Origin of the sequence: Pseudalkalibacillus decolorationis, assembly GCF_024609785.1 — a bacterium.
GTDB lineage: Bacteria > Bacillota > Bacilli > Bacillales > Fictibacillaceae > Pseudalkalibacillus > Pseudalkalibacillus decolorationis.
The window spans coordinates 33,989-60,861 of sequence record NZ_JANHJQ010000027.1; the positions used below are offsets into that span (position 1 = coordinate 33,989).

Annotated in this window: 25 protein-coding genes and 1 riboswitch; of the genes, 17 read left to right on the forward strand and 8 right to left on the reverse strand. The window is 40.0% G+C overall.

Annotation, left to right across the window (positions count from 1 at the left end):
• Nucleotides 1-84: 84 nt before the first annotated feature.
• Both NON16_RS20305 and menC read left to right on the forward strand, forming a co-directional pair.
• Complete coding sequence (locus tag NON16_RS20305) at nucleotides 85-1,563, forward strand: o-succinylbenzoate--CoA ligase (RefSeq protein ID WP_257351246.1); 1,479 nt, start codon at nucleotides 85-87, stop codon at nucleotides 1,561-1,563.
• The gene (menC, locus tag NON16_RS20310; protein ID WP_257351247.1) at nucleotides 1,553-2,662 is read left to right on the forward strand and encodes an o-succinylbenzoate synthase; all 1,110 of its coding nucleotides are present in this window, start codon (nucleotides 1,553-1,555) and stop codon (nucleotides 2,660-2,662) included. The genes NON16_RS20305 and menC overlap by 11 nt, the downstream gene beginning before the upstream one ends.
• Before the next feature lie 407 nt (nucleotides 2,663-3,069).
• Here the strand turns inward: menC and NON16_RS20315 are convergent, their stop codons facing one another.
• Nucleotides 3,070-3,678 (reverse strand): superoxide dismutase family protein, encoded by a 609-nt coding sequence (locus tag NON16_RS20315; protein ID WP_257351248.1) that lies wholly within the window; start codon nucleotides 3,676-3,678, stop codon nucleotides 3,070-3,072.
• Nucleotides 3,679-3,837: 159 nt separating this feature from the next.
• Here NON16_RS20315 and NON16_RS20320 point away from each other — a divergent pair, with 159 nt between their 5' ends.
• Together NON16_RS20320 and NON16_RS20325 are read left to right on the forward strand one after the other, a co-directional pair.
• On the forward strand, nucleotides 3,838-3,996 hold the full coding sequence (locus NON16_RS20320; protein ID WP_257351249.1) for a hypothetical protein: 159 nt from the start codon (nucleotides 3,838-3,840) through the stop codon (nucleotides 3,994-3,996).
• 51 nt (nucleotides 3,997-4,047) lie between these two features.
• On the forward strand, nucleotides 4,048-4,797 hold the full coding sequence (locus NON16_RS20325) for a GDSL-type esterase/lipase family protein (protein WP_257351250.1): 750 nt from the start codon (nucleotides 4,048-4,050) through the stop codon (nucleotides 4,795-4,797).
• Between the two features lie 538 nt (nucleotides 4,798-5,335).
• On the opposite strand, the gene NON16_RS20330 is transcribed toward NON16_RS20325, so the two are convergent.
• On the reverse strand, nucleotides 5,336-5,533 hold the full coding sequence (locus NON16_RS20330) for a hypothetical protein (protein WP_257351251.1): 198 nt from the start codon (nucleotides 5,531-5,533) through the stop codon (nucleotides 5,336-5,338).
• Between the two features lie 220 nt (nucleotides 5,534-5,753).
• Between NON16_RS20330 and NON16_RS20335 the strand changes: the two genes are divergently transcribed.
• Nucleotides 5,754-6,428, forward strand: coding sequence for a hypothetical protein (locus NON16_RS20335; protein ID WP_257351252.1), 675 nt, complete (start codon nucleotides 5,754-5,756; stop codon nucleotides 6,426-6,428).
• Between the two features lie 163 nt (nucleotides 6,429-6,591).
• Here NON16_RS20335 and NON16_RS20340 read toward each other — a convergent pair whose 3' ends face one another.
• Complete coding sequence (locus NON16_RS20340; protein ID WP_257351253.1) at nucleotides 6,592-7,200, reverse strand: DNA-3-methyladenine glycosylase; 609 nt, start codon at nucleotides 7,198-7,200, stop codon at nucleotides 6,592-6,594.
• A 159-nt stretch (nucleotides 7,201-7,359) separates the two neighbouring features.
• Here NON16_RS20340 and NON16_RS20345 point away from each other — a divergent pair, with 159 nt between their 5' ends.
• The 6 genes from NON16_RS20345 (at nucleotide 7,360) to abbA (ending at nucleotide 15,244) form a co-directional block, all read left to right on the forward strand.
• Complete coding sequence (locus NON16_RS20345; protein WP_308216640.1) at nucleotides 7,360-7,899, forward strand: biotin transporter BioY; 540 nt, start codon at nucleotides 7,360-7,362, stop codon at nucleotides 7,897-7,899.
• A 129-nt stretch (nucleotides 7,900-8,028) separates the two neighbouring features.
• Nucleotides 8,029-9,492: an AMP-binding protein gene (locus NON16_RS20350; protein WP_257351255.1), complete on the forward strand. Its 1,464-nt coding sequence runs from the start codon at nucleotides 8,029-8,031 to the stop codon at nucleotides 9,490-9,492.
• Nucleotides 9,489-10,649, forward strand: coding sequence for a thiolase family protein (locus NON16_RS20355; RefSeq protein WP_257351256.1), 1,161 nt, complete (start codon nucleotides 9,489-9,491; stop codon nucleotides 10,647-10,649). Before NON16_RS20350 ends, NON16_RS20355 begins: the two co-directional genes overlap by 4 nt.
• A 47-nt stretch (nucleotides 10,650-10,696) precedes the next feature.
• Nucleotides 10,697-11,533, forward strand: coding sequence for an SDR family NAD(P)-dependent oxidoreductase (locus NON16_RS20360; RefSeq protein ID WP_257351257.1), 837 nt, complete (start codon nucleotides 10,697-10,699; stop codon nucleotides 11,531-11,533).
• Between the two features lie 415 nt (nucleotides 11,534-11,948).
• Nucleotides 11,949-14,732, forward strand: coding sequence for a dynamin family protein (locus NON16_RS20365; protein WP_257351258.1), 2,784 nt, complete (start codon nucleotides 11,949-11,951; stop codon nucleotides 14,730-14,732).
• A gap of 314 nt (nucleotides 14,733-15,046) precedes the next feature.
• Nucleotides 15,047-15,244: an antirepressor AbbA gene (gene abbA / locus NON16_RS20370; protein WP_257351259.1), complete on the forward strand. Its 198-nt coding sequence runs from the start codon at nucleotides 15,047-15,049 to the stop codon at nucleotides 15,242-15,244.
• Between the two features lie 138 nt (nucleotides 15,245-15,382).
• Here the strand turns inward: abbA and NON16_RS20375 are convergent, their stop codons facing one another.
• A complete protein-coding gene (locus NON16_RS20375; protein ID WP_257351260.1) occupies nucleotides 15,383-15,595 on the reverse strand; it encodes a hypothetical protein in 213 nt (70 codons plus the stop codon).
• A 387-nt stretch (nucleotides 15,596-15,982) separates the two neighbouring features.
• Between NON16_RS20375 and NON16_RS20380 the strand changes: the two genes are divergently transcribed.
• The 4 genes from NON16_RS20380 (at nucleotide 15,983) to ytkD (ending at nucleotide 19,114) form a co-directional block, all read left to right on the forward strand.
• Nucleotides 15,983-16,249, forward strand: a complete 267-nt coding sequence (locus tag NON16_RS20380) for a holin (protein ID WP_372508852.1) — start codon at nucleotides 15,983-15,985, stop codon at nucleotides 16,247-16,249.
• Between the two features lie 119 nt (nucleotides 16,250-16,368).
• Complete coding sequence (locus NON16_RS20385) at nucleotides 16,369-16,854, forward strand: hypothetical protein (RefSeq protein WP_257351261.1); 486 nt, start codon at nucleotides 16,369-16,371, stop codon at nucleotides 16,852-16,854.
• A gap of 353 nt (nucleotides 16,855-17,207) precedes the next feature.
• Nucleotides 17,208-17,837: a hypothetical protein gene (locus tag NON16_RS20390; RefSeq protein ID WP_257351262.1), complete on the forward strand. Its 630-nt coding sequence runs from the start codon at nucleotides 17,208-17,210 to the stop codon at nucleotides 17,835-17,837.
• A gap of 794 nt (nucleotides 17,838-18,631) precedes the next feature.
• Nucleotides 18,632-19,114 carry an RNA deprotection pyrophosphohydrolase gene (gene ytkD / locus NON16_RS20395; RefSeq protein ID WP_257351263.1) on the forward strand — a complete coding sequence of 161 codons (483 nt, stop codon included), beginning with the start codon at nucleotides 18,632-18,634 and terminating at the stop codon, nucleotides 19,112-19,114.
• Nucleotides 19,115-19,248: 134 nt separating this feature from the next.
• Here the strand turns inward: ytkD and NON16_RS20400 are convergent, their stop codons facing one another.
• The 3 genes from NON16_RS20400 to NON16_RS20410 are packed head-to-tail and all read right to left on the reverse strand — an operon-like array spanning nucleotide 19,249 to nucleotide 21,831.
• Nucleotides 19,249-20,046, reverse strand: a complete 798-nt coding sequence (locus tag NON16_RS20400) for an ABC transporter permease (protein WP_257351264.1) — start codon at nucleotides 20,044-20,046, stop codon at nucleotides 19,249-19,251.
• A complete protein-coding gene (locus NON16_RS20405) occupies nucleotides 20,030-20,803 on the reverse strand; it encodes an ABC transporter ATP-binding protein (protein ID WP_257351265.1) in 774 nt (257 codons plus the stop codon). Before NON16_RS20405 ends, NON16_RS20400 begins: the two co-directional genes overlap by 17 nt.
• Nucleotides 20,804-20,820: 17 nt before the next feature.
• Nucleotides 20,821-21,831: an ABC transporter substrate-binding protein gene (locus NON16_RS20410; RefSeq protein WP_257351266.1), complete on the reverse strand. Its 1,011-nt coding sequence runs from the start codon at nucleotides 21,829-21,831 to the stop codon at nucleotides 20,821-20,823.
• A 209-nt stretch (nucleotides 21,832-22,040) separates the two neighbouring features.
• Between NON16_RS20410 and NON16_RS20415 the strand changes: the two genes are divergently transcribed.
• Nucleotides 22,041-22,811 (forward strand): alpha/beta hydrolase family protein, encoded by a 771-nt coding sequence (locus NON16_RS20415; RefSeq protein ID WP_257351271.1) that lies wholly within the window; start codon nucleotides 22,041-22,043, stop codon nucleotides 22,809-22,811.
• A gap of 79 nt (nucleotides 22,812-22,890) precedes the next feature.
• Here the strand turns inward: NON16_RS20415 and pckA are convergent, their stop codons facing one another.
• The gene (gene pckA / locus NON16_RS20420; protein ID WP_257351267.1) at nucleotides 22,891-24,474 is read right to left on the reverse strand and encodes a phosphoenolpyruvate carboxykinase (ATP); all 1,584 of its coding nucleotides are present in this window, start codon (nucleotides 24,472-24,474) and stop codon (nucleotides 22,891-22,893) included.
• A 583-nt stretch (nucleotides 24,475-25,057) separates the two neighbouring features.
• A riboswitch (SAM riboswitch) is annotated at nucleotides 25,058-25,149 on the forward strand.
• A 345-nt stretch (nucleotides 25,150-25,494) separates the two neighbouring features.
• Here pckA and metK point away from each other — a divergent pair.
• Nucleotides 25,495-26,691, forward strand: a complete 1,197-nt coding sequence (metK, locus tag NON16_RS20425) for a methionine adenosyltransferase (RefSeq protein ID WP_257351268.1) — start codon at nucleotides 25,495-25,497, stop codon at nucleotides 26,689-26,691.
• The last annotated feature ends 182 nt before the right edge of the window (nucleotides 26,692-26,873 follow it).

Sequence of the window (26,873 nt, forward strand, 5' to 3'; positions counted from 1 at the left end):
GCAAACGTTTTGTTTAGATTGGGCGGCGCATGCCCAACATATTTACATAAAACTCCGTACAAACAATTTTGGAGGAAAAATACGATGGCGAACCTAGAAATGAAAAATTGGCTTTCCCAGCGGGCATACATAACACCAAACCGAACCGCGCTCGTTTATGAAGGGATGGAATGGACTTACGAAGAACTGGATCATTCCGCTAGAGAATTGGCGAAAAAGCTATCTACTCATGGTGTAAAGCAAGGGAAGCATGTAGGGTTTTTGATGGATAATACCCCGGATACCGTTATTTTAATCCATGCGATTCATTATCTTAGTGCTGTATTAATCCCTCTTAATAAACGTTTATCAATAAGAGAATTGTCCTACCAGTTGGGGGATTCTGATGCGGACTGGCTTATTGTCGACCAACACCATACTTCGATTGCTGAACAATTACCTTTTAATCATGTTCTGTTTATTGAAGATGTAAAACGTACTCGAATAGAAGATATTGAGCTCTTTGATACGATTAATCTCGACGACCTACACTCCATTATTTATACATCTGGAACGACCGGTTATGCAAAAGGGGTTATGCTGACGTATGGAAACCACTGGTGGAGTGCAACAGGCTCAGCTTTAAATCTTGGCATTCAAGAAGATGACAGGTGGCTTTGCTGTGTTCCCCTTTTTCATGTAAGCGGTTTGTCGATCGTTATGCGCAGCGTCATGTACGGAACAGCCATGGTTCTCCACGCTTCGTTTGACCCTGTTAAATTTAATATATCCATTCATGAGGAGCGTATTACAATTGCCTCAGTCGTTACGGTAATGCTCTCAAAAGTTCTTGGCTTGGAGAGCGAACTACCCTATCCATCGTCGTTCCGATGTATGCTTTTAGGAGGAGGTCCAGCACCGCTCCCCCTTCTAGAAACGTGTAAGGCAAAGGACATTCCTGTTTACCAAACGTATGGATTATCAGAATCTTCCTCACAAATTGTGACACTTGCACCTGAAGATAGTTTACGAAAACTTGGTTCAGCTGGAAAACCGTTATTCCCCTCCCAAATTAAAATTGTAACTGAAGATCACGTGAATACAGGTGAGGGGGAAATTTTTATTAAGGGACCAAATGTTACGACTGGCTATTACAAAAAAGAAGCGGTGAACAATGAAAGGTTCAATGATGGTTGGCTTGCAACGGGTGACATTGGCTATCTGGATGAAGAAGGCTTCCTGTATGTTCTCGATCGTCGCAATGATTTATTTATTTCTGGAGGGGAGAATGTTTATCCAGCAGAAGTAGAGGCGTGTCTTATAGGACATGAAGATGTAGCTGAAGCTGGAGTAATTGGAATAGACGATAAAAAATGGGGCAAAACTCCCGCAGCGTTTATCGTTTTGATGGATGGAACGAATACGACTGAACACGATTTTGTCGGTTATTGTGAAAAGCGGCTCGCTAAGTATAAGGTTCCGAGTAGGGTTCAGTTTGTGGATGCTTTACCTCGGAATGCCTCCAACAAGTTGTTAAGAAGAGAGCTCCATCGTTTATTAAAGGACGTAAATAATGAAGGTTAAGAAGATCACTATTCATACAGTGGAAATGAAACTGAAAAGTCCGTTTGTGACCGCCCTTGGGAACGTTGAAAAAAGGGAGTTTCTTATTAGTGAAGTTGAGTTTGAAAATGGTATAGTCGGCTGGGGGGAATGTTCAGCCTTCAGCACTCCGTGGTATACCGAAGAAACGATTGAAAGCTGTCGTTATACACTCTCAACATTTCTAATTCCAACGATCATGAAACAAAGAATCTATCAACACCCGAATGATTTAAGAAGTATTTTCAATAAATACCGTGGTCAACATATGGCGAAATCATGTATGGAAATGGCATTCTGGGATGCATTTGCAAAGGATCAAGGAATGCCCCTATATAAAATGCTCGGGGGAATTAAGGGAGATATTGATGTTGGCATTGCAATTGGGATGCAGTCTAATGAAGGTGCGCTGCTACAAAAAGTTGAAGCTGCTGTTGAGCAAGGGTATAAGCGGATTAAGGTTAAGATTCAGCCAGGTTCTGACATTAGAACAGTACAGGCGATTCGTAATAGATTTCCGTACGTTCCTCTAATGGCAGATGCGAACTCTAGCTATACTTTGAATGACCTCGACTATTTAAAAGAATTGGATCAGTATGGGCTTATGATGATTGAACAACCACTTGGGCACAGAGACTTTGTGGATCATGCCAAATTACAACAGCATTTATCCACCCCAATTTGTCTAGATGAGAGTATTTCGTCTTTAGATGATGCAAAAACAGCGATTAACTTGGGAAGTTCAAAGGTTATCGCCATCAAAATGAGTCGGGTGGGCGGACCCTCTGAATCGATCCGAATCCATAACTTTTGCATGGAACATGGTGTGAATGTATGGGCTGGGGGGATGCTCGAAACCGGTATCGGACGGGCTCACAATATCGCCATTGCAACACTCGAGGGTTTTACGATACCTGGTGATATTTCAGCATCAGCAAATTATTGGAGTGAAGATATTATTGATCCCGAGATTATTGTGGAGCAAGGTTCCATCATCTGTTCAAAACAAGCAGGTATCGGGTATGATGTATCGAGAATACAAATCGAACGGTATCGAACGGACATGTTAACTTTTGAATAGACTTTGTATAATTAAATATGATTTTTGATTAGAAAAGCGCAAGCGCCCTGGGTAGCCATGAAGGTCACTGGAAGTCCCTTCGAGGAGGCTGTCGCCGCCGCAGAGGGACTGAAGTGATCCAAGTGGCTGGGCGCTGGAGCTAGACATCACATCTATGCAGCAAACTTTTATACTTTGTTAACGTGAAACAAAGGCCTGAAGGGAGAGAGGGGATCTCCCTCAGGCCTTCATAATGTATACTTGTTTCAGCGCTGGACAAAAGGGCTTGAGCGCCAGACAAAAGGGTTTGAACGCCGGACAAAAGGGCTTAAGCGCCGGATATCAGGGTTCAAGCGCTGAATCATCGCAAATCCGAGCACCGAACATTACGAGTACAGTGCTGAAGCCACCGGTTTTTTAGCTCCTAATCAGTGTTTCGCTGGTTTAATCACACCACAGGCAACACGTTTTCCGGCTGCTCCAGCTGGGTTTGTTTTGTAATCATCTGGTTTTGCATGAATGACAAGTGCACTGCCATCTTTATCAAAAAGTGAATTCGGCTTACCCTTTTGCAGCGTTACCTTTTTAGTCACCATTGTCGTTTCTACCATGCCATCTTGGCCAACTTCGATGTTTGGTAAATCACCAGCATGGAATCCTTGCGGGTTTTCAAATCCATGTTCCTTTGAAGTTGGATTAAAATGCTCACCAGCAGATTTGAAATCAGGCGGTGTACATTTCCCTGTTTCGTGAATGTGGAATCCATGTTTCCCTGGAGAAAGCTTGGAGGCTTTTAGGTGAATCTCAACTCCTTGCTTTGTCTCAGTAAATTGTGCAGTTCCGATTTTTTCCTTTTGGGCATTATAAAGCTCCGCCGTTGCAGAAGCTGGATGGTTTGAATTTTCACTTGCAAACTGTGAAGCAGTTGGCTTGGATTCTACTTGTTCTGCTTCTGAGGTACCTTGACTCCCACATGCTGTTACAAGTCCTAACATCATAACAAAAACTGAAAACAGAGATACAATCTTTTTATTCATCGCAAAAATCTCCCTTTTTCTAATATTTTCCTATCTAGCTTTTACTGTTTTGTTAAAAAATATGTAAATTACTCTCCTGTGTTTTTCTGATCTGTTCTACTATCCTGATCCCGTCCATACACTGTCTTAACAAGATTTGAAAAATGGGAGGGAACTAGGATGGCAACATTGATTTTTGCTTGTGTTGCGTTTTTATTAGTAACATTTGGGGTATGTGGTTTAGTGAAAAGATTGACTTCAGTTGACACAATCGAGCATGATGTCTATCATTTATGGGAAGAGTTTGGCTATACAAGGGAAGACTACTTTCATAAATAGGATGTTGAACGTTTAGAACATGTCCTAACTGTTAGAATTGAGGAATGAACGATGCTTCAAAAGACTATTCGAAACGGTGTATGGGTTTGTCTTATTACAGGACTCATCATCGGGATTAATTACATCGATAATAAGCTATCAGTGAATGCCGCACAAAATCCAAATGCGATACAGGTGGTGGCGATTGGAGATTCATTAACCTTTGGCAGTGGTGATCCCAAGAAGGTTGGGTATATTGGTCGTGTGCAACAACAATTAAGCTATGCATGGAATAAAGAGGTCTATTTACGGCGGTATGCTGTACGGGGATATCGGTCAGATCAAATTATGGTACACATTCAAAATGTAGAGGCCCAGCAGGCGATAGGGCAGGCGGATTATATCTTTCTATTTATCGGTACGAATGACTTTATACAGGCAGCAAGACGGGATTTTCAAAACATAAACCCATTGGTTATGGAGCGAAAAAGAAAACAATTTGAAATGAATTTAAACCAAATTATTGCCCAAATCCGGAGAGATAATCAACACGCACCGCTCATCATGTTGGGGATGTATGATCCTTACAGTAACCTGATGAATCATAATCAAATCAGTAAAGTATTGAAGAAATGGAACAATACGACGTTTTCAATGACAAAAGAATTTCGTAACACCTATTTTATCCCAACTTCAAATATATTTTTGCGGAAAGATAAAAAGTCGTACTTCAGCGACTTTATCCATCCTAATCCTCGAGGGTATGAACTAATATCAGAAAGGGTTGTTGAAGGAATGAAGGAGCAGGGTCTGATACCTTAGAAAAGCAGAAGCGCCCTGTTCAGGTACGATAAAGAAAACTTGGAAACGCAAACTTTGTAGGCATATCTTAGTTGTACTTATACTCTCTTAACGTGGTAAGAAAAGCGCAAGCGCCCGGGTTAGCCCCGAAGATCACTGGAAGGCCGACGAGGAGGCTGTCGCCGCCTGAGTCAGCCTACGATTAGCGTCGAATTTCTTCGTCAGTTTTGTTCATACGGTCCTCATTTAGATAAACTAAACTCCGGTCCTCTGAACTTCACTTCCTTGAACTTCTCGCTTCTCGTAACCTGACAGGTGGCCTGAAGTGTTCCAAGGGGTTGGGCGCTGGAGCTAGACATTGCATCTATGCATCTGATTTTTATACTTTCTTAATGTGGAAAAAAAGGGACTGANGTGGCCTGAAGTGTTCCAAGGGGTTGGGCGCTGGAGCTAGACATTGCATCTATGCATCTGATTTTTATACTTTCTTAATGTGGAAAAAAAGGGACTGACCATACATCGATTTCAATCGAATTAGTGGTCAGTCCCTTAATCGTACTTATTTAATTGACATATCTGAATTTAGCTTTCCGTTCATATCGATCATAAATCCAATTTCACGCCCAAGAAGTTGCGAAAGTTCTTTTGATTTTTTTTCACTTTCAGACTTGATTTGTTCTATAGTTAGTTCTCCTTTTAGCTTAGAAGAACCGACGATAATCATTAATTCCCCTTTTTCAAAAAACACTATTCTCATTAGTATACCTCCAAAATAAGACTATCCCCTTAAATAGGATGTTCACACTTACACTTAAATAGTTTTCGCTTGTAGTGCGGGAGGATGGGGGGTAACCATGTACACAATCATGGATAATATTCTTGTTTTGTATGATTGTCAGAAAACAAAAAATAAGCCTGTCATTTTTTGTTATGGAAATGGTATGATGGTGTTAATAGGTTAACAGGAGGCTACTTTCGTGGATTCGTTTACAGATCTCATTCTTCTAGTTATTTCATTATTCATGACAAAGCTCCAAACGTTATTTGTAGCGATATGGGCGTTTCTTGATTTTATGCTAGAAAACTTCTGGGTACAATTTGCTCTCGTTACTCTACTTCTTTACAGTGGATTAAGAGTTGTCGAAGCTGTTTATCGATGGTACATGTATCATAACTACATGCATCGCAACGTTGAAAACAGCCTTGCGAGTTTCATAGATTTTGAGCTGTTTTTCAGAGAACTAGCCGATGGTAAAAGGTCAAATGGGATTGTTCCCGATCTGAAGTTTACGAAAAACCGATTACATCAGTATAATGCAACAGAGTTAGGATTGCTTACATCCTTTGTACATACGCTTCACAGGGGTTATCGGGATTTACGTCCTGGTGTCTGGATTGTTGCCTTTTTATTTGGAATTGCAGCTTCGTATATTTTAGATATTATCGATTTCAATGGGTTAACGATAAGTCCTGAAATTGTGTTGAAAACAGGAACGATTATCTTGTTTTGGTACTTGATTACCCTATTCCGATATACGAATCGGAAGAAGAAGGTTGCTCAATTAGTTGGCTTGATTTCCGTTAGTTCTAAAGAGAAGCAAAAGCTTTCTAGCGACGATCTGGAAATTAAGGAATTTAATCCTTCTCATTAACAAGTAAGCAGTAAGTGTAGAGCGAAGGTTGTCTCTAAAATCCTTGATTAAATACATCGGGGTTAAGAGGCAACCTTTATTTCAAGGCGCTTGCACTTTTCTTAACGTGTAAGCGCAACTAAGACTCAGCCTGCGCTGAAGGCTTGGCATTGCCAAGTTTTCTTTATTTCGAAACAAATGGGTTGTCCTTTATCCAAAATCGCCATGGAAGATGTACATGTTCAGCCGCATAATCGATGTTAATTCTGGGTCCTGCTTCAATTTCCTTATCTTCAACTTCAATGCCTTGATGAAGGGTGAGGGGAGAATCCGTTAACGACCATCCGTATTGTTCCATCGTTAACCCAAGCGCTTTACACAGTTTTCCTGGTCCATTGGTTAGTGTTTTGAACTTTGACTTGACGAGTGTGCCAGAGTTGTTCGGGAATCGATTTTTAAGCATCCTATCAATTCCAGTTGTAGGTTCAATCGCACGGATCAGAATTGCTTCTGGGTTCCCTTTTAGACCAGATACGATATTCAAACAATGGTGCATGCCGTAAATCATAAACATGTAAACAACTCCAGGTGGTCCGTACATAATTTCAGTTCGTTTTGTTCTCCTCCCACCGAAGGAATGGGCTGCCTTATCTTCAGGTCCTTTATAGGCTTCTACCTCTACAATTATTCCAGCTACTTGTCCTTTTTCACTATGGTATCTAATTTCTTTACCGAGTAAATCCGTTGCTAGCTTTAAGGTCGGTTGTTGATAAAACGTCTCTGAACATTTCAACGTGTACTCACCTACGATTTTATAATGTGTTAACATAAAACAAAATTAGGTTGACACTTCTATCCCATTCTTTCATACTAGTCTTGTACAAAAAACATGCTACGTCAAGAATGGAAGTGAACGAAATTGAATAAAACAGCTAAACTCGTATATGCCGCGATGCTCGCTGCGGTTATCGGGGCTCTTGGAATGGTCCCCCCGATTCCAGTTCCCGGTTCGCCTGTACCCATTACCGCACAAACGTTAGGGGTTATGCTTGCAGGTGGATTATTAGGAGCGCGCCTAGGTGCTCTAAGCCTCCTTGTTTTTATTGGATTAATTATGTCTGGATTACCTGTGTTGTCAGGGATGCGTGGTGGAATTGATGAATTAGTCGGTCCAAGTGCAGGCTATATTTTAAGCTGGCCGATCGCTGCGTTTGTCATTGGATATTTTGTTGAAAAAAGCTGGAAATCGTTAAAAGTATGGAAGGTCGTTCTATTTAACATTATTGGCGGCATTATCATCGTTTATGCTGCTGGAATTCCGGTTATGGCTTTTGTCTTGGATCTTTCCATCGGGCAAACGGCCATTTCTGCACTTGCATTTATACCAGGAGACCTTATTAAGGCCGGAACTGCAGCTTTTATTGTCGTTGCTATGAAAAGAAGCAATCCGGTTCTTACGAAAAAGAAGACTGAGAAAAAACTTGCTGCATAATCTAACTTTCTGACTATGTACTTGAACGAATATGATACGCTATTGAAAGAGGTATCGTCCAGACTGGATGGCGGCCTCTTTCTTTCCGTTTAATTGAGACAAGTATTAAGAACAGGGTGGTAAATGAAAATGATTATAGATTGGGTTGAAAAACAGGCTAAAAGAAATCCAAAAGCCATTGCGATACAGACACAGACAGAAACACTTACTTATGAAGCATTAATAACGTATATCGATCGATGTAAGCGAACTCTATATTCTAAAACACCCAAAAAATCAGGTACAATAGCACTTTTTTTTCGAAACAATAAAATTGAATTCATAACCTATTTCCTTGCTGCGACTTCATTAGGCTGGAAAACGGTGCCTCTTGACCCAAAGCTTCCCCGGGAGCAGGTTGAGAATATTTTAGAAGACTGTGCTCCAGATGTACTGGTAACGGAGTTTTCATTTTACAAAAATCAGCATCTTACGTGGGGCGAGCATGTCGTATTTATCGATAATAAAAGGGACGAGCATTTGGATATCGATTCCGAGCGCCAATACCCAGAAGTAACACCGGAATCGGTTTTTTACTTAGGCTATACATCAGGAACTTCGGGCGAACCGAAAGGCTTTCTTCGTACACAAAATTCATGGACAGAAAGCTTTCGGAATACCGACTTCGAATATGTAATCAATTCAGGGCACATGGTGTTAATAGCAGGATCTCTTGTTCACTCCTTGTTCCTATATGGGACGTTCCATGCCTTAGCAAGTGGTGCAACAGTATACTTAATGGAATCCTTTTCAGCAGAGACAATTCGAGGGGTGATTGAGCAACGGACAGGCCTTGTTCTTTATGTTGTCCCGACGATGTTAGAACCCTTGTTTGATCTACCAGGTGAGCATTATCCAACGGTTGAAATGATCATTTCTTCAGGAGCAAAATGGAATCATGAAAGACGAAAATATATTGAGAACAAATTTCTGAACGCCCAGTGTATCGAGTTCTACGGTGCATCGGAACTTAGTTTTGTATCCATTCTCAAGCATACGGAAGCGAACGCAAAATCTAGTTCGGTAGGGCGACCTTTCACTGGGGTGCAAATTTCGATTCGTGATCAAACCTTTAATGAGGTAGCTGCAGGTATCCCTGGTACCCTCTTTATAAAAAGCAATATGGTGTTCAAAGAATATTATCAAAGACCAGAAGAAACAGCACGTGTTTTTCAAAATGATTGGGTAACCGCTGGTGACATTGCGTACCTCGATGAAGATGGGTTTATTCATCTTGTGGGAAGAGCCAATCAGATGATTATTAGTGGGGGGCTAAATGTTTACCCTGAGGAAGTTGAGCAGGTTCTGTTAACGATTCCAGAGATTGAAGAATGTGCTGTTTTAGGAGTTCCGGATTCTTATTGGGGAGAACGGATTGTTGCTTATATTAAATGGGCGAATCAAGAAGAGCTTCTGGATCAAGTAAACGTTGTGTGCAATGAACGCCTTCCACGGTATAAATGGCCAAAGGAATATAGAAATGTTACTGACTTTCCCTATACAACGAGCGGAAAAATAGCGAGAAAGTCCTTAAAGGAGGGATTAAGCTTATGAATGAAGTGTTCATAATTGATGCGAAACGGACACCGATTGGTAAAATGGGCGGAGTTTTGCGGAATGTCCGTCCTGAACAGCTTGCTTCACTGACTATACAATCCCTTCTACAAAACAATCGTATAAGTCCTGAGGACGTAGACGAAGTGATCTTAGGAAATGTTGTCGGTCCTGGGGGGAATATTTCTAGGTTGTCTAGTCTAACAGCAGGACTACCTGTAACAGTCCCAGGGTTAACGATAGACCGACAATGCGGATCAGGTCTTGAAGCTATTAATATGGGTGCAAGATTAATCCAAACGGGTGCAACGGACCTTGTTCTTGCTGGAGGTGTAGAAAGCACGAGTCTTGCTCCCTGGAAAATGGAGAAACCAAGCCATCTGTATGATCCTTCTGGACCGCTTACATATGGAAGAGCGAGATTTTCTACTGATGAAATAGGTGATCCAGATATGGGAATTGCAGCTGAGAATGTTGCTCGAGCATACAACATCTCCCGTCAAGATCAAGATCAATACGCATACGAAAGCCACCTAAAAGCTGTTCTCGCAAGATCCGAAGGCAGGTATGAACAAGAAGTTGTTCCGGTTAAGCTTCAGGATGGAACCCTGATTGAGACAGATGAATGTCCTCGTTCGAATACTTCGATTGAAAAATTAAGTCGTTTGCAGCCGGCTTTTCTAGAAAACGGTACGGTAACCGCAGGGAATGCCTGTCCAATGAACGACGGGGCAGCGATTGTACTTTTGGCTTCAAGGACCAAAAGTGATGAACTTGGCCTATTACCATCAATTAGATTCGTCGATTCTAGCGTAGCGGGAGTCGATCCGAATTTACTTGGGATCGGCCCTGTACCCGCTGTTCGAATGTTACTTAAAAAGCAGAATCTCACTATAAACGACATTGATGTTGTGGAATTTAATGAAGCGTTTGCTGCTCAAGTGTTAGCATCATTACGTGAGCTTGATATCCCTGAGGAAATTGTCAACCTCGGTGGGGGTGCGCTTGCACTCGGCCACCCATACGGGGCATCAGGTGCGGTCTTAATGACACGGATGTTGCACGAAATGAAAAAGGGAAACAAAAACAATGGGCTTGTCACACTTGGTGTTGGTGGCGGCATGGGAATCGCGACTCTGGTTCAACGTTGTATTTAGTTGGAAATTGACCACACTGGTTTGTTTTAAAGTTTAGGAGGTATAGTGTGTACGAAGATAAAGTCATCATCATTACAGGATCAACACGAGGAATTGGAAAGTCTATTGCAGAAAGGCTTGCGATGGAAGGAGCATCAATCGTTGTAAACGGCAGGGATCGTGATCGAGTCGAAGCGGTCGTGCAGGATTTGAAAAAGCACCACTCGCGAATAATCGGGATTTCAACATCGGTTGCCACAATATCAGGCTGTAAGCAGGTGGTTGATGGAGCATTAGCTGAATTCGGTAAGATTGATGCATTAATTAACAACGCCGGCATTGTAAGGGATCGTATTTCATATAAAATGACGGAAGAGGAGTGGGATGACGTCATTGAAACCCATCTGAAAGGAACGTTCGGCTGTACGAAATACACCGTTCTTGCTATGAAAGAACGCCAAACCGGCGGTGTCATTATCAATCTAACTTCGAAGTCAGGTATGGAAGGGCTAGCTGGTCAATTAAACTACAGTGCTGCCAAAGCAGGAATCGGTGGGATGACGTGGACACTTGCCAAAGAATTAAAGCGATTTGGTATTGTCGTTTATGGAGTAGCCCCAGTTGCTGAAACCGATATGACAAAACCAGTGATTGAGTGGATTCTTGAGGAGAGCAGGAAAAAGGGAAAACCATTTCCCTCAGACTGGAAAATGGGAACTCCAGATGATGTTGCAACTCTAATCTCAACCCTCCTATCGGAACGCCCGGACTCTGGTTCAATCTATTCGGTGAATGGGAACCGGTTAGGTATTTGGGAACCACCAAAGCATCATACTCTGGATCTATCTGGGAATGAAGGGAAGTACGACAACATTATTCGTTCTTTTAACGGGAAAACGCAGTAACTTTTGGGTTACATTAAGAGAAGTACGGAACCGACTTTGATAAAACTGATCAGCCCTTTTTTGATTAAATTATTTGAAACAACTCTGCAAGCGCAGGGTTGTTTTTTAGTGCACGTTAAGAAAGTATAAAAATACTTTCTATAGTATAAGCGCAACTACGGCGATCGCCTACGCTAAGGCTTGGCGCTAGCCAAGTTTTCTTTAGCCAATAAGAAAATATAAAATTTATGAATTAGTATTGATATTTTTACAAATCGTTTAATATTAAATAGAAAAGAACATAAGAAATTATGCAGTGAATATTTCTGTTAGAATAATAGAAAGAGATGAGAAAGTTGAGATAATATAGAACCATGCAGGATCGATAGCGGGGTTTTCATAAATTTCTATTTATAAATAAATGGTGGGGGAAGAAATGACATTAGAAAAAAATCTGATTAAAAAGACGTATTATAATGCTTTTATGAAGGAAAATGAAGAGAATCATCCTGTTCAAGTGCTTGGGCAAGCTTATTTGGCAGAACAAGAGAACGAATTGTTTGATTTGTCTTATATTCGTTTTGCTCAAGGTGAGATCTATTATCATAACAAGGATTTTGAAGCTTCCATTTTTAAATGGGAGAATATTAGTAATGAGTTGGAGCCGTGGGCAAAGAAGAATATTGGGGATGCTTATTTCGAGGTGGGTTTATTATCAACCGCTGAAGAGATCTATTCATCAATTACGTCAGACTGCAAGACGCTTACTGCTGAAGTGGCGCTACAACTATTTTCACTTTACATCGCACAAGACAAGGTCCAGCGTGCTTATGAGGTTATGAAAAGAGCTGTTTCCTTAAATCCGGATTATCCGAATGTGACGGCACTTGCCCGTAGCTTTTATGAAGAGCAATCAGATTGGAATAGCGCAGTTGAGCTTGCCGTTGATGAAGCAATTCGATCGGAATCACTACACTGGTTTGAAATTCTAAAAGGATATGTGGATGACGGGCTAACTCAAACGATTGCCCCGGATTATTTTTATAAACCATTAGTGACCTTATTTAGGGTTGATCAAGTATATTTTGAAGAAATAGTTTCATCACTTTGGCACAACTACAAAGATCAAGAAACGTATTTATTATGGATGAAGACCATTAATAATCTATTCTTGAATATTGAGGTAAGGCAGGAAGATTCCTGGAACAAGGTTACTGCTCTTTATCAGGAAGCATTCTTCGAATTGATTGGGGGACGGTATTTTGTTAAAGAGCTGCACCATGTGATTCCAAACCTTTTAACGAATTGGTTTAACATTACAAATTCCTCTCAATCTTTAGTTGTATCATCAGCAGTATTGGCATGGAGTGAAGTGTTTCCTTCGGGGATAGGCCCATCGGTTATTAAGGATGCGCAAAGAAATCTGACTCGTGTTTCCGGGAACTACAATAATCGCTTAGAAGATAGTCTTAACCTGTTTGAATCTATTATGGAATGGGCGGAGAATAATGACTTAGCAGTCGAGGGTAGATTTAAATGGTGGATTAATAAGCTAACCGACTTTGGAACGAACCATCTCCTTATAGCCGGTTCTAGCGAGAGTGGAAAATCTTCATTTATTAACTCTGTACTTGGTGAAAAAATAGTGGGAAGCCCAACATCAAGCATTGTTGTGTTTCATGATGATGTTTGTACAGAAATTAACGAAATAACAAACACAGAAATAAGAGCTATTACAGACGTTTCTAATTTTCATGATATAAACACGAAAAGCCGTCAAACAGATGAAGAGAAAGCATATATCGAATTTAGGCTGCCATGTGAATTTTTAAACGAAAACAAGCTTACAATGATTGACACTCCTAATCTTGACGGAACGGGTAATGAAAGAAATAATGTCTCAGAGTATTCATATATGGCTGATGGCATGCTATTTGTGCTGAATGCAAACACACCTTTTACGATGAAGGAACAAGAATTTTTAGCCGAAATCCAAGAAAATGCGCCCGATTTCCCAGTTCATTTTCTGTTAAATAAAGCGGATGCGATTGATGGCGAAGAGGAAGCAATCAGAGTCATAGACGATACCGAGACCAGAATAAATCAATATTTCCCGAATGCAAAGGTTTTCCCTTATTCTTCATTAGATTCAAGCGGTCAACAGCTAAGTACATTGGCCGATTTTATAAAACCTAACTTTCACTTTAGCAACAAACGTCAGGATGATAAAAGGATTGGCAAACAATTATTTTTCATGCGAAAGATCTTAACATATCTAGTGGAAAAGCGTGCAGAGGTCGAAAACGGATTACTCGAATCGATTAGGTGGAATGAAGATATTTTAGTTAGGTTAAATGGCTTCAACACGAATCTTGGTGATTTAGAGAAGGAAAAAATGAATATAATTATAGAATCTTATTGTGAAGTCAAAGAGGATATTGATAAAGAACTTACAGAGAATATTCCGAAACTATTACGCGATTGTTCAGACTTAATTACCGAAGAGAGCAGTTTTCAAAAAATTCACCTTGAACTGAATGAAAAGATGAATGGAAAAATCCGAAGCTATTTACAAGAAGTAACATTACCTAAATTTAAGAATTTGCTTCAGGAATGGATTTTCAAATCGAATGAGGAGCTTAATCAAAGTCAATCTTATTTAGATGAAACGTGTGAAGCATTTAGTACACTGTGTGAAGAAGAGCGATTAAAATTGAAATGCGACTTTAAGATTCTCGATGATTGGCGGCGAGATATTGACAGGATGACAAGCAGATTTCAAATCGAAGACGAGAATATTTTGCTGCGATTTAAGCCAGCTCAGTTCTTGTTGAAAAGTGCAGGAAAGCTATTGGGATCTATTCCGCAAAACAAAACAATTCTGTATAACCAATACAAAAAGTATTTAGAAAACGAAAATTATGATGATGTAACAGCCTCTATTAGAAGCAAGTTTCTCCAGCAATTCGAGCTGTTTGAAAGAGGTTTGGAGAATGATATCACGATATTCTTTAGAAGTCCGTTCCGTGTACTGAATGAGACGGTAGAAACAACTCACTTAGAAATACAAGAAAAACGGGAAGTATTAAGTAGAATGAAAGCAAACCCTGAAGCATACTACGATCCGTTAACACTATTTAAATTGAGACTTCTTCATTATGAATTAATGATAACGGGTAAAAAAGAATTTGTTTCTCAGCAAACCTATACAACATATTAGAACTATACCAAAGAAAAAGCTGATACTCCTATTCGGGTATCGGCTTTTTCTATTTGGAAACTCATACAAGTTAAAAAACACATAGGTAGAATTTGTCGAATATTGTTTTATTGGAATAATGTAAACCCGATCGTAATAATGGGATTAGAATATCTTTTCAGAAAATTTAGTTTTTAAAAAACGTTGTTATCCTTATGTGCCAAAGGTTTCAATGATTTCCATTATTTTGACCCCCTATAACTTTAATGAAAACCCTTCCTACTATTATCTTATATGTTTATAATATAGTAAGAAACTTTTTAAGGGGGATTCTTATGGAGACTTTAACGATGCTCAGTTTATCTGAAGAAGAAAAAGCTTTGTTGTTAGATGTGGTTGTCCAACAAAGATATGCGTCTGAATTGGTAAGCAGTGAACTAACGGACATTGAAACTGGCCAAAAAAATAGTGAAGAAAGTCGTGTCCGAATGCTAAACAACTTATTAGTGAGGCTACATAAGGCAGGGTACTAATTCGAATAAAATCAAATTTAAACTCTAAAAAGGGCTGACCATTGTGTCGGTCCTTTTTTCGTACGTTAAGAAAGTAAAGTGTAACTAAGGGGGTCACCTGCGCAATAGCTTTATGATAGCCAAGTTTCCTTTATCGGTTTAATAGTCTAGCAGTCCCTTTCTTCTTGCCTCCATTCTCCATTCTGCTTCTTTAATCCAACGTTTAGATGCAGTCTTCCTGTTTCGTAAATATGTCCAGTAATTCGAATAAATCGGTGGACGGAACTTAGTCGGAACTTTTCTTGCATATTCCCACCAATTTAGTTTGTTGTTTTCTAACTGAATAAGGTAGAAGTCATATTGTTTTGTCATTTTATTCACTCCTGGGGTTCAAAAGTTAACTCTATTAGAGGTTGTTCAAAAAGTCCGGTAAAAATAGCTGTCGAATTTCTTCGTTGCTCGATCTCTCCGGTCCTCATGTATTAATAGCATACGTTCCGGTCCTCGAGATTTTCGTGCCTCGAACTTCTCGGCTCTTTTTGTCCTCCTTTTTGAACACGTACTATTAGTGCATAACCTCTAATAATAATTATTTCAATTAATTGAAAAAGTATTCATGTTCTTAAAAGTTCGAGTCAAAATATAATATTTATATGTGCTATTTCATACGATTAGACCATTTAGCCGGAAAATAAAGGAAAGTAGAAACGCCGCGTGGAATAGTTAAACAAAAATCCACTTATGTTGGGGGAGATTGCGATGATTGAACAAGTATTATTGTTTGCTTCCTTAATGGCTCCGATTGTGACGGGTGTAACTGAAGTGGTAAAACGAACGTTTAAGGTACCAAAGCGTTACGTTTCATTAGTTAGTTTATTAATGGGAATCGGAATTGGTTTGTTGGCATACCCATTAACGGAGTTAGAATGGGTGCTAAGAATCTGGTCAGGTGTAATTTCTGGCTTGGCGGCAACAGGCTTATATGAATTTGGTAAATATAGAGTTGGTACACGAAGACGGAAATAAGGTAAAAAGTTAAACACACTCCAGCTTGCCCTTTTTCATTTTTTCTGCAAAACGTTGAGTTCCTTTAGATGTCTGCAACATATAATGTAATGGGGAAGTACAAGCTGGAGGTATTAATAATGGAATGGACATATTTCATCGTGTCCATGTTGGTCAGTGTTTTATCTACTGTAGGTGCTGTTATGTTAAGACAAAAGTTAAAAACAAAAGCAGATAAAATTGAACGTCAGCAAACAGCGAAGGAACTTGCAAAAACGACTTTGTTACAGGAGCTGCAGGAAAACTTGAAATTATATTTACGTAAGGAACCTTCCAATGGTGGAAGCCTTCAGGATTTTTTAGAACACGGAAATGTAGAAATTCAAGGAAACGAGAAGGTGTGGAAGGATATTTATTGGTTTCGGCTCGACGAATGGGACGAGGTTAAGTATGAAATAGCAAAACTAGATCCAAGTTTGGCCGATCAGCTATTCCGAGTATATCAGCAGCTTGAAGTTCTATATGCTCACAGTCTGGCAGAATCACCAATTTTTAGAATCGATAGACTGGGGTTTCATAATTTCACGGAAAACTGTGAGAAAATCATCAATGAATTAAAAACGTAAGCGGGGTTGATTTCAATATGTCAGTCAGGAGCTCTAACAGAGATCCGGGGCATGTATAAGTCAACCCTTTTTATATACAGAAGTTTATGTTGTGTAATTCGAATCGGCATGTTTATACATTATTCAGGTAATATGATTAATATTCAACAGGATGTCTTATACACTAAAAAAGTTGACGAACGATTTTGTGAGATTAGGGAAGGGTAACGGATACTTTCAGTGGAATTCAGATATTATCGAAATTCAGAACTGAAAGGAGTCTAGAAAATGTTTTAGCTTGGTATAGAACAGGTATAGTACTTTTAATAGTTGTTTAAAATAGGAATGATGCAAATTTAGAGGGGGAGAGAAAAGTGAAGAAAGGAATTCTTTCATTTAGTGCTAGTCTTGTAATCGTCTTAAGTGCTTTTTGGTTCTGGCAACCATCTACACCTCAAAACTTAGCATCTGGTGAACTTTCAAAAAAAGAATATGCAATAGAACCTATTGAACTTCCTACTGAAATGGCGATGTCAGATGAAGCTGTAAATGTTGAGAAGGAACCTAAAGGAAAAGTACAAACAGTTACAACAGTCTACCAACCACAAGGAGATCAACCAACAAAAGGTGACTTTCTTAAAGCCGCTGAATCTTTTATAGATAAAATTGTACAACCAACGAGCGAACAACATAAAGTACAAACATTTAAAGATAAGGAACAACTTGTTGATCACTTAAATCAATATGCAGCCTCTGATGTTGCAAGGTATTATGTTGATGGTTTATATGAAGAAAAGAATGGCCAATTATATATGATTCCGACTGAATTACCCCCATGGATTGTTATGGGAGAACCTACGAAATTAGCAAAAATAAATGACGATCATTATACGTTAACTCAGGAAAATACTACGGATCATTACGGGAACTACCAAATTAAACTTTCCTTTAGCCAACAGGGTGAAAAGTGGATCATTAATGATGTCCAATATACGTACAAGTAATACTTGATGAGTATTTCGCCCATAAAATTCTGAGTTCGCAGAAAAAAGTACGAATTCGTCCATATATTTTGACTTTCGCCCATATAACCTAAAATTGAAACTAGAATGACCTGAGTGATTTCGCCCTTCTCAGGTTTTTCTTTGGTACATTAAGATAATGACTATACCAAGCTTGGCGCTATAGGATCAGAATTTATATGTTGAAAGGGATTTAGGGTTGTCTTTTTGAAATTTGTAGTGGGCTTTTGGATGACGTATTGGATTATTACAAGGAATAAATCGAAGGAACGTCAACTTAACGATGTAAAGTTCATCCATTGCAACCCATTTAGGTGGGAAAGTCAAATAACGGTTGAGTTGAGATGCCTTTTTGGGGATTTAATAAGCTTTAACCTCCACCCCAAACATTAATTCAACATGGAATCCGTTATATCGGCCACGGATTGAATTATTTCGGCCACGCAATCCGATATTTCGGTCACAGATTGAATTATATCGTTCACGGAATCTGATATATCGACCACGCATAGTAAAATGGCCCCGATTTAACTTCCCCCTTGATGAAAAAAATGTAAACTCCTAATGTACAAGAAAACGAACGGATCAACATTCGAGGACCGATCTGTTCCTTCTTAGGTGGTTATAGGTGAGGTAGTATGAAACTTTGTTGAATAGATTAAGGGCATTACCAAGTTTTCTTTACACGATTATTGGACAATTGCTAATAAGTTTTCATACAATAGTTAAAAGAGGAAGTTATATGATATATGGCAAATGACAATTGGAGTTTTGATATGAAACAATACACATTTCAAGATTTTTATCGGAATACAGTTGAACTATCTTTTACAGATCATCCTTATTCAAAAGCACCGAAACATGTTTGGGTGCTTTGCCGATTTAAAGGTCAGTGGCTTTTAACTGAACATCCCAGAAGGGGAATTGAGTTCCCTGGTGGGAAGGTAGAAGAAGGTGAGACAGCGGAGGAAGCAGCTGTACGAGAAGTTTTTGAAGAAACGGGTGCAAGTGTTGATGCATTAACGTATCTTGGTCAGTATCGAGTGAGAGGAAAAGGCGGTACAATTATTAAGAATGTATACTTTGCAACCATCGAAAAGTTAAAAGTAAAGGCCCACTATTTCGAGACGAATGGACCTTTACTACTGAAACACTTACCTCGTTCTTTTGAAAATAACAACAAGTATAGTTTTATGATGAAAGATCAGGTTCTTCAACGTAGTTTGGCATATTTATCGGATCAACAGATTGAACTATAGGAGGATGTTCAAAATGACCGTTATGAATAGCGATCGAATTTCTTCCTCCTTGAAAAAGGGGAAGGACGTATCGCTTTTACCGACGGGGCTCTTTTTATCCTCCTATTTGAACCCTTCTATAAGGACTATCTACATCATCGGTTTCTAAGTTTTCGTTCAAGGATACCTACACCTGAATACATGATTGTCGCCATAATGGCAATGATCAATAAGCTCAAAAGAACGAGCGTGAAATTGAATACTTGGAAGCCGTAAATCATTAAGTAGCCAAGGCCCTGCTTGGATACGAGAAATTCACCGACGATTACACCGACCCATGAAAGCCCTACATTCACTTTTAACGTAGAGATGATGGCAGGCAGTGAAGCAGGCAAAGTCACCTCTTTAAATATGTGTATTTTCTTCCCACCAAACATTTGAACGACTTTAATATAGTTTGGGTCGGTTTCCCGAAATGAATTATATACGACAAGTGTTGTGATAATAAGTGAAATCAATACTCCCATCGCAATGATTGCAGAATAACCAGGACCGAGTGCGACAATCAATATCGGTCCAAGTGCGACTTTAGGCATGGCATTCATAATAACAAGGTAAGGGTCTGCAACGCGGGAAACGAACGGGATCCACCAGAGAATCGCCGCGAATGTTGTGCCTAGGACGGTTGCAATGACAAACCCTGCTAATGTCTCAGTTAGGGTAACGACGACATGTATGGAAAGGGTACCATCCACTACTTTTTCATAAAATAGCCTTCCAATACTTGAAGGAGAGCTGAAAAGAAGTGGATTAATCCATTGTAACCTAGAAGCAACCTCCCATAGACCGATAAAGGCAATCAAAATCAGTAATTGTGTAAAGAAAACGTGTGACTTTATCGTGCGTTCTTTTTGTAAAAAATGTTTGTGTGCCTGATCAATCTTTGTCTTCAAGCTGGTTCAACTCCTCCCAGATACTCTGGAAGATTTCGTTATAATCCTTGTGGTGCCTTACATCGAATGGCTTCATTCGCTGTAAATGCTCAGGAATTGTGTAAATCGACTTTATTCTGCCTGGGTTCGCAGAAAATACAAGAACCCGGTCAGACATTGCTACTGCTTCTCCAATATCATGGGTAACGAGAAGCGCTGTTTTTTTATGTTCCTTGAGTGTTTTAAATACGAGATTTTCAAGCTTTAGTTTTGTTTGATAATCAAGTGCTGAAAATGGTTCATCCAAAAGTAAAAGTGATGGGTTCGTGGCTAATGTGCGGACAAGAGCCACACGTTGTCGCATCCCACCTGATAGTTCATGTGGGAATTTTGATTGTGTTTCTTTAAGATTCATTTGGTCTAGTAAGCCAAGCGCAAGTGTACGGTTAAAGTCATTCAAGGTACGCCTTATTTTTAATCCAAGGTAGATGTTCTCTTCAATCGTCTTCCATGGCAAGAGATAATCCTGTTGAAACATGTAACCTATCCTTTTATGTGGCCGATGGATGGTCTGATGATCAATCGTAATTTCACCGGAAGTCGGTTGTAATAAACCCGCTATTAAAGAGAGCAAAGTTGTTTTGCCACATCCGCTAGGACCTAAGAAAGAGACAAATTCGCCTTCTTCGATCTCAAGTGAAATATCCTCCAACGCTGTGGTGACTGACTTTGTTGAGAAATAGGCATGGGTTAAGTGATCAACTGTCAAGAACGGCAACTTTATCCCCCCTTTTCTTACTTAGCGACACTTTCTGCTATGTCTGTATTAACAAGTACATTGTGATCCACTTGTTGAGGTAATTCACCAGCCTCATTCATGATTTCTTGGAGGTTCTTCCATTCCTCAGTATCGAGAATGGGGTTAGTCGCGAAACTATGCTGACTTTTGTAGCGATCTGTTACGGTTTCGATTAAATCAGTAGGGGTATCCTTAAAGTAAGGTTCAATGACAGTTGCGATTTCCTTCGCACTATGGCTATCCACCCATTGTTGTCCTTTATATAAGGCGCGAGTAAAACGTTCAACCAGGTCTTTGTTATCCTTCAGATAGCTTTCTTTTGCCATAAAAGTGGTATAAGGAATTTTCCCGGATTCCTTACCAAATGAAGCGACAATGTGACCAATGCCTTCTTTTTCAAACTTACTTGCAGTTGGTTCAAATAGCTGTACATAATCCCCAGTTCCTGAAGCAAAGGCATTTGGGATATTTGCATAATCTACGTTTTGGATGAGGTTCATATCCTCATGTGGGTTAATCCCATGCTTTTTAAGGGCGAATTCACCAGCCATTTGAGGCATACCACCTTTTCGCTGGCCGAGAAATGTACTGCCTTTCAGCTGATCCCATGAGAAGTTCTCTTGCTTTTCGCGTGCAACTAAGAATGTCCCATCTGTTTGTGTAAGCTGGGCGAAGTTGATTACGGGATCATTTGTGCCCTGTGCATAGACATAAATGGATGTTTCAGATCCCACTAACGCAATATCGGCACCGTCTGATAACAGGGTGGTCATGGTCTTATCACCGCCCCATGTCGTCGTAAGTTCAATTTCTATGCCTTCTTCTTCAAAGAAACCCTTTTCGATTGCTACATATTGGGGAGCATAGAAAATTGACCGGGTTACTTCTGCAATTTGTACTTTATCCGTCTTTTGTTGTGAGTCGTTTGAGCAGCCAACAGCTAATAGAGATAGGGCGAATAAAGCTGTAAATACTCCAATAAATCGGCGTCTAAACCTCTTGTTCATTCGTTATTCCCTCCACACACTTATAGATATAGTAGTCTATGAAGGTACTCGAATATGTGTGTTCGCCTATTTTACACGTTAAGAAAGTATAAAAATACTTTCTATAGTATAAGCGCAACTAAGGCTCAGCCGGCGCCAAAGGCTTGGCTTTACCAAGTTTTCTTTAAAATTTGGAGGTCTTTAAAGTGAGTCATTCAACCATTGAACATATGCAACGATATCCCTCCCCTCATCCAGAAATTCAATTATTCGTGGTGACCTATTTAAGTCAAGGCTATCGTGTAAAAGGCTTGCTTGCTCAACCGACTTGGGGAAAGCGATTTCCCGGATTGCTTTATCTAAGGGGAGGCATTAAACAAGTAGGAAAGGTCCGAGTGGCGCGAATTATTCAGTTTGCCTCACGAGGATTTGTCGTTTTTGCACCTTATTACCGTGGGAATGAAGGCGGGGAGGGGAATGAGGATTTCTGTAAAGAAGATCGTAATGATGCGTACGAAGGGTTAATTGTCTTACAAAATCTAGCGAAGGTGAATTCTGAATCATTGCATGTATTCGGCTTTTCACGTGGAGGTGCGATGGCTTTATTTACGGCAGCTCATTATCCGAACCTGATCAAATCGGTTGTTGTTTGGGGTGGTGTCTCAGATATGAAGCTTACCTATGAGGAGCGGAATGATCTAAGGAAAATGCTAAAGCGGGTTGTCGGAGGCTCTGTGTATAAATTTCCTGAACGATATGAGGCACGTACTCCTTTGCATGATGTTCTGAATATAAAAGCTCCGGTTTTAATTATTCATGGAATTTACGATCAAAATGTAGGCTTTGAGCATGCAAAGCGTTTAGAAGAGGCTTTAAAGGACCATCAGAAAATTTATGAAACGTGGTATTACGAGGGTGATCATCACTTTTCACTGAGAAAAAAGCGTCAGGTCACTCATGATTTACTCGACTGGATGCTAAGTGACAAAAAGAGGGGGTGATTCCAATCGGTTTTAGAGGTAAAGAAAATAGACCTGAATGGAGATCAAATTCTCCTCCATTCAGGTCTTACCTACCTGCTTATATTGTTGGTCCAGCGTTTTTGATTTCTTCGCTAACGTTTGTGAACTTCTTGAAGTTTTTTCTGAATTTTCCGGCAAGTTCTTTTGCCTTCACGTCATACGCATGAGCATCGCTCCATGTTTTCTTTGGTTGTAGAACGTGATCTGGTACGCCAGGGCACTGGGTTGGGATATGAAGTCCGAAAATTGGATCCTTCACTGTATCGATTGAACGAAGCTCTCCTTCAAGTGCCGCTTGCACCATTGAGCGAGTGTGCGGAAGATCCATTCTCTTCCCAACTCCATATTCGCCTCCAGACCAACCAGTGTTGACTAGATAAACATCGACGTCATGTTGAGCAATTCTTTCTCCAAGCATTTCTGCATAACGTACGGCAGGAAGAGGGAGGAACGGTGAGCCGAAGCATGTCGAGAACGTTGCTTGAGGTGAAGTTACACCACGCTCTGTTCCAGCCAATTTACTTGTATATCCAGATAAGAAGTGATACATTGCTTGGTCTTTCGTTAGCTTGCTGATTGGAGGTAAGACTCCAGATGCATCTGCTGTTAAAAAGATAATTGTATTTGGATGACCAGCCACACTTGGCGTAATTACATTCGGTATTGCATCAATCGGGTATGCAGCACGAGTATTTTCAGTAAGCGTCGTATTGCTGTAATCTACCACCCGTGTTTTATTGTCAGAAACAACATTTTCAAGAACGGTACCAAAGCGAATTGCATTCCAAATCTGAGGTTCTTTTCCTTGAGAAAGATTGATGCATTTTGCATAGCAACCGCCCTCAATATTAAAGACACCATTGTTTGCCCAACCGTGTTCATCATCACCAATCAAACGACGGTTTGGATCAGCGGATAGCGTTGTTTTACCTGTTCCACTCAGACCGAAGAAGAGTGCCACATCACCTTCCTGGCCAACGTTAGCTGAACAGTGCATAGATAGGATGTCTTGTTCAGGGAGCAAGAAGTTCATAACCGAGAATATGGATTTTTTAATTTCTCCAGCATACTCTGTACCACCAATAAGGACGACACGCTTTTCAAAGGAAACAATAATGAAAGTTTCAGAGTTCGTCCCGTCTACTTCTGGATCTGCTTGAAATCCAGGAGCCGAGATAACTTGAAAGTCTGAAACGAAGCTATTTAATTCGCCTTCATTTGGACGAATGAAAAGTTGTCTAGCAAATAGGTTGTGCCATGCATATTCGTTAATAACTTGAAGGGGAAGTTGAAAGGCTTTGTCTGCACCAGCATATCCTTGGAATACAAATACTTCATCTTTCTTCGTTAAGTATTCAACCACTTTCTTATATAATTTATTAAAGCGTCCCTCATCGATTGGCTGGTTCACGGAACCCCAATCGATTTTGTCTTTAACAGATTCTTCTGCTACGATAAATTTATCTTTAGGTGAACGACCAGTATATTTTCCTGTCTCAACCTGTAATGCTCCTGTGGAGGATAGCACGCCTTCATTTCGGGACAATGCTTTTTCTACTAGCATAGAAGTTGATAAGTTTTGTTGAGTTGTCGATTTACTTAATAATTCTTCTGTTAAGGAAGTAAATTCTGCTGTATTCATTTAAACCCATCCTTTTTAACATAAAGTTTAATTCTGAACACCTTTTTAGGATGTGAAGATAGTTATAAAATATAGCCACGGAGAGGTAATGTTTAGCTCCAGCACCCAGGGCGCAGATCGTCGCTTCGATTCCTCTATAAACACAAAAAACGTGTGTGTTCCAGAATCCCCAGCGCTGGTAGCACCTAACCATGGCGCTTCCGCTTTTCTATGATGTCTAGCTCCAGCGCCCAGGTACTCGAGGTCGCTTCGATTCTTCCACAAACAACAAAAAGCGTGTTATGTTCCAGAATCTCCAGCGCTTGTCGTACCTGACCAGGGCGCTTCCGCTTTTCATTTCGGAATTAGTATAACATATTTATTTTAATAATGTATACTACTTTTCCGATTTTGTGACTTGGGAAACATGTAAGGCTATATAAATAGGTTTTTACTCTAATAGAGACATGTATTGTGGGTCATAAAGTTACCATTGATGTGTTAATAGATACAGACGATTATAAATGTAGTTTGACCATAATAAGGTAATACAATTCCGTTGACATAAGGGAGGTACTACGTTATGATATGGCGAGAACGGCTACTCTTATTCCGAGTAGGTGGAGGGACAGGCCCAATGAAACCCAGCAACCGACACCAACATAGGTGAAAAGGTGCTAACCTGTAAAATAAGAGGGTGAAAGGTATACAACGATCCTGGGCTTACCCAAAGGATACCGGCACCTCCTCTAAAACATTTTTCAGAAATGTTCAGGCTAATGGAGCGCGTCAGTTCCTTATGCGGAAGTCCTTTTTTATGTTTAGGCTAGCATTTTCTAGGTTTATTTCATACTTAACCGATAGGAAAAGGATCATATTGGTAATTTTGATCATAGCCTACTAAAAGGATAATTCTTTCTCCAATTCCTCAATCTCAAAGACGATGAAGGTGTTTCATTTTGGAAATATGAGCCCTTCTTACGGAAATGAGTACCGTATCAATTTACTTCGATTCAATTGAATCGTCTAGGAGGTACCAATATGACAAAGAGCAGACGTTTGTTTACATCTGAGTCTGTAACTGAAGGACATCCGGATAAAATTTGTGACCAGATTTCGGATGCGATATTAGACGAAATTTTATCCAGTGATCCGAATGCACGAGTTGCTTGTGAAACTTCTGTAAACACAGGGCTTGTTCTTGTGGCGGGGGAGATTACGACATCTACGTATGTAGATATTCCAAAGATTGTACGTGAAACCATTAAAGGAATTGGTTATACGCGTGCAAAATATGGTTTCGACTATGAAACTTGTGCTGTCCTGACATCAATTGATGAACAATCTGCGGATATTGCTCAAGGAGTTGACCAAGCTCTTGAAGCAAGAGAAGGGCAGTTGTCAGAAAAAGAAATTGAATCGATTGGTGCAGGTGATCAGGGGTTAATGTTTGGATTTGCCTGTAATGAAACGCCTGAACTCATGCCGCTGCCAATTTCATTATCTCACAAGCTTTCTCGTCGTTTAGCAGAAGTACGGAATAAAGAAATCGTTCCCTATTTGCGCCCTGATGGCAAAACACAAGTAACGGTTGAATATGATGAGAACAATCAACCAGTACGAGTAGATACAGTTGTTATTTCGACTCAGCACCACCCAGAAATATCGCTTGATCAGATTAAAAAAGATTTAAAAGAGCATGTTATTAACCCAGTTGTACCGAATAAGTTAATTGATGAAAATACAAAATACTTTATTAATCCAACTGGACGTTTTGTGATCGGAGGACCACAGGGAGATGCCGGTCTTACAGGTCGCAAAATTATCGTTGATACGTACGGTGGATATGCTCGCCATGGCGGGGGAGCTTTCTCAGGAAAGGATCCGACCAAAGTAGACCGTTCTGCTTCATATGCGGCTCGTTATGTAGCGAAGAATATTGTAGCTGCAGGTCTCGCTGACAAATGTGAAGTCCAGTTAGCCTATGCGATTGGTGTTGCTCAGCCCGTTTCGATTTCGGTTGATACGTTCGGAACAGGTACAGTATCAGAAGAAACCCTAGTCGGACTTGTAAACGATAACTTTGATCTTCGTCCGGCAGGGATTATCAGAATGCTGGATCTGCGTCGACCGATTTATAAGCAAACTGCTGCTTATGGTCATTTTGGTCGTTTGGACGTCGACCTTCCATGGGAACGTACGGATAAGGCTGAAATACTAAGAAATAATGCAAAATAATGCTTGATAAAAAGACTCCTCCGACATTATCGAAGCCACTGAAAAACTAGCGTATTTTCTGTAAAATGGATTACTGTATTGAAAAAGACGACTTAAATTCACTTTTTGAATTTAAAGTCGTCTTTTTTATTGAATAAAATTGTCTATAATGACCTCGTTTTTAATCCATTAGTTTTAATATT

Coding starts and splice junctions, on each gene's coding strand:
- NON16_RS20410 (WP_257351266.1), bottom strand. CDS start 21,831: ATGAACAAGAGGTTTAGACGCCGATTTATTGGAGTATTTACAGCTTTA.
- NON16_RS20345 (WP_308216640.1), top strand. CDS start 7,360: ATGCTCGCTGCGGTTATCGGGGCTCTTGGAATGGTCCCCCCGATTCCA.
- pckA (WP_257351267.1), bottom strand. CDS start 24,474: ATGAATACAGCAGAATTTACTTCCTTAACAGAAGAATTATTAAGTAAA.
- NON16_RS20320 (WP_257351249.1), top strand. CDS start 3,838: ATGGCAACATTGATTTTTGCTTGTGTTGCGTTTTTATTAGTAACATTT.
- NON16_RS20385 (WP_257351261.1), top strand. CDS start 16,369: ATGGAATGGACATATTTCATCGTGTCCATGTTGGTCAGTGTTTTATCT.
- NON16_RS20375 (WP_257351260.1), bottom strand. CDS start 15,595: ATGACAAAACAATATGACTTCTACCTTATTCAGTTAGAAAACAACAAA.
- NON16_RS20330 (WP_257351251.1), bottom strand. CDS start 5,533: ATGAGAATAGTGTTTTTTGAAAAAGGGGAATTAATGATTATCGTCGGT.
- NON16_RS20325 (WP_257351250.1), top strand. CDS start 4,048: ATGCTTCAAAAGACTATTCGAAACGGTGTATGGGTTTGTCTTATTACA.
- metK (WP_257351268.1), top strand. CDS start 25,495: ATGACAAAGAGCAGACGTTTGTTTACATCTGAGTCTGTAACTGAAGGA.
- NON16_RS20380 (WP_372508852.1), top strand. CDS start 15,983: ATGATTGAACAAGTATTATTGTTTGCTTCCTTAATGGCTCCGATTGTG.
- NON16_RS20415 (WP_257351271.1), top strand. CDS start 22,041: ATGCAACGATATCCCTCCCCTCATCCAGAAATTCAATTATTCGTGGTG.
- NON16_RS20350 (WP_257351255.1), top strand. CDS start 8,029: ATGATTATAGATTGGGTTGAAAAACAGGCTAAAAGAAATCCAAAAGCC.
- abbA (WP_257351259.1), top strand. CDS start 15,047: ATGGAGACTTTAACGATGCTCAGTTTATCTGAAGAAGAAAAAGCTTTG.
- NON16_RS20305 (WP_257351246.1), top strand. CDS start 85: ATGGCGAACCTAGAAATGAAAAATTGGCTTTCCCAGCGGGCATACATA.
- NON16_RS20315 (WP_257351248.1), bottom strand. CDS start 3,678: ATGAATAAAAAGATTGTATCTCTGTTTTCAGTTTTTGTTATGATGTTA.
- menC (WP_257351247.1), top strand. CDS start 1,553: ATGAAGGTTAAGAAGATCACTATTCATACAGTGGAAATGAAACTGAAA.
- ytkD (WP_257351263.1), top strand. CDS start 18,632: ATGAAACAATACACATTTCAAGATTTTTATCGGAATACAGTTGAACTA.
- NON16_RS20355 (WP_257351256.1), top strand. CDS start 9,489: ATGAATGAAGTGTTCATAATTGATGCGAAACGGACACCGATTGGTAAA.
- NON16_RS20365 (WP_257351258.1), top strand. CDS start 11,949: ATGACATTAGAAAAAAATCTGATTAAAAAGACGTATTATAATGCTTTT.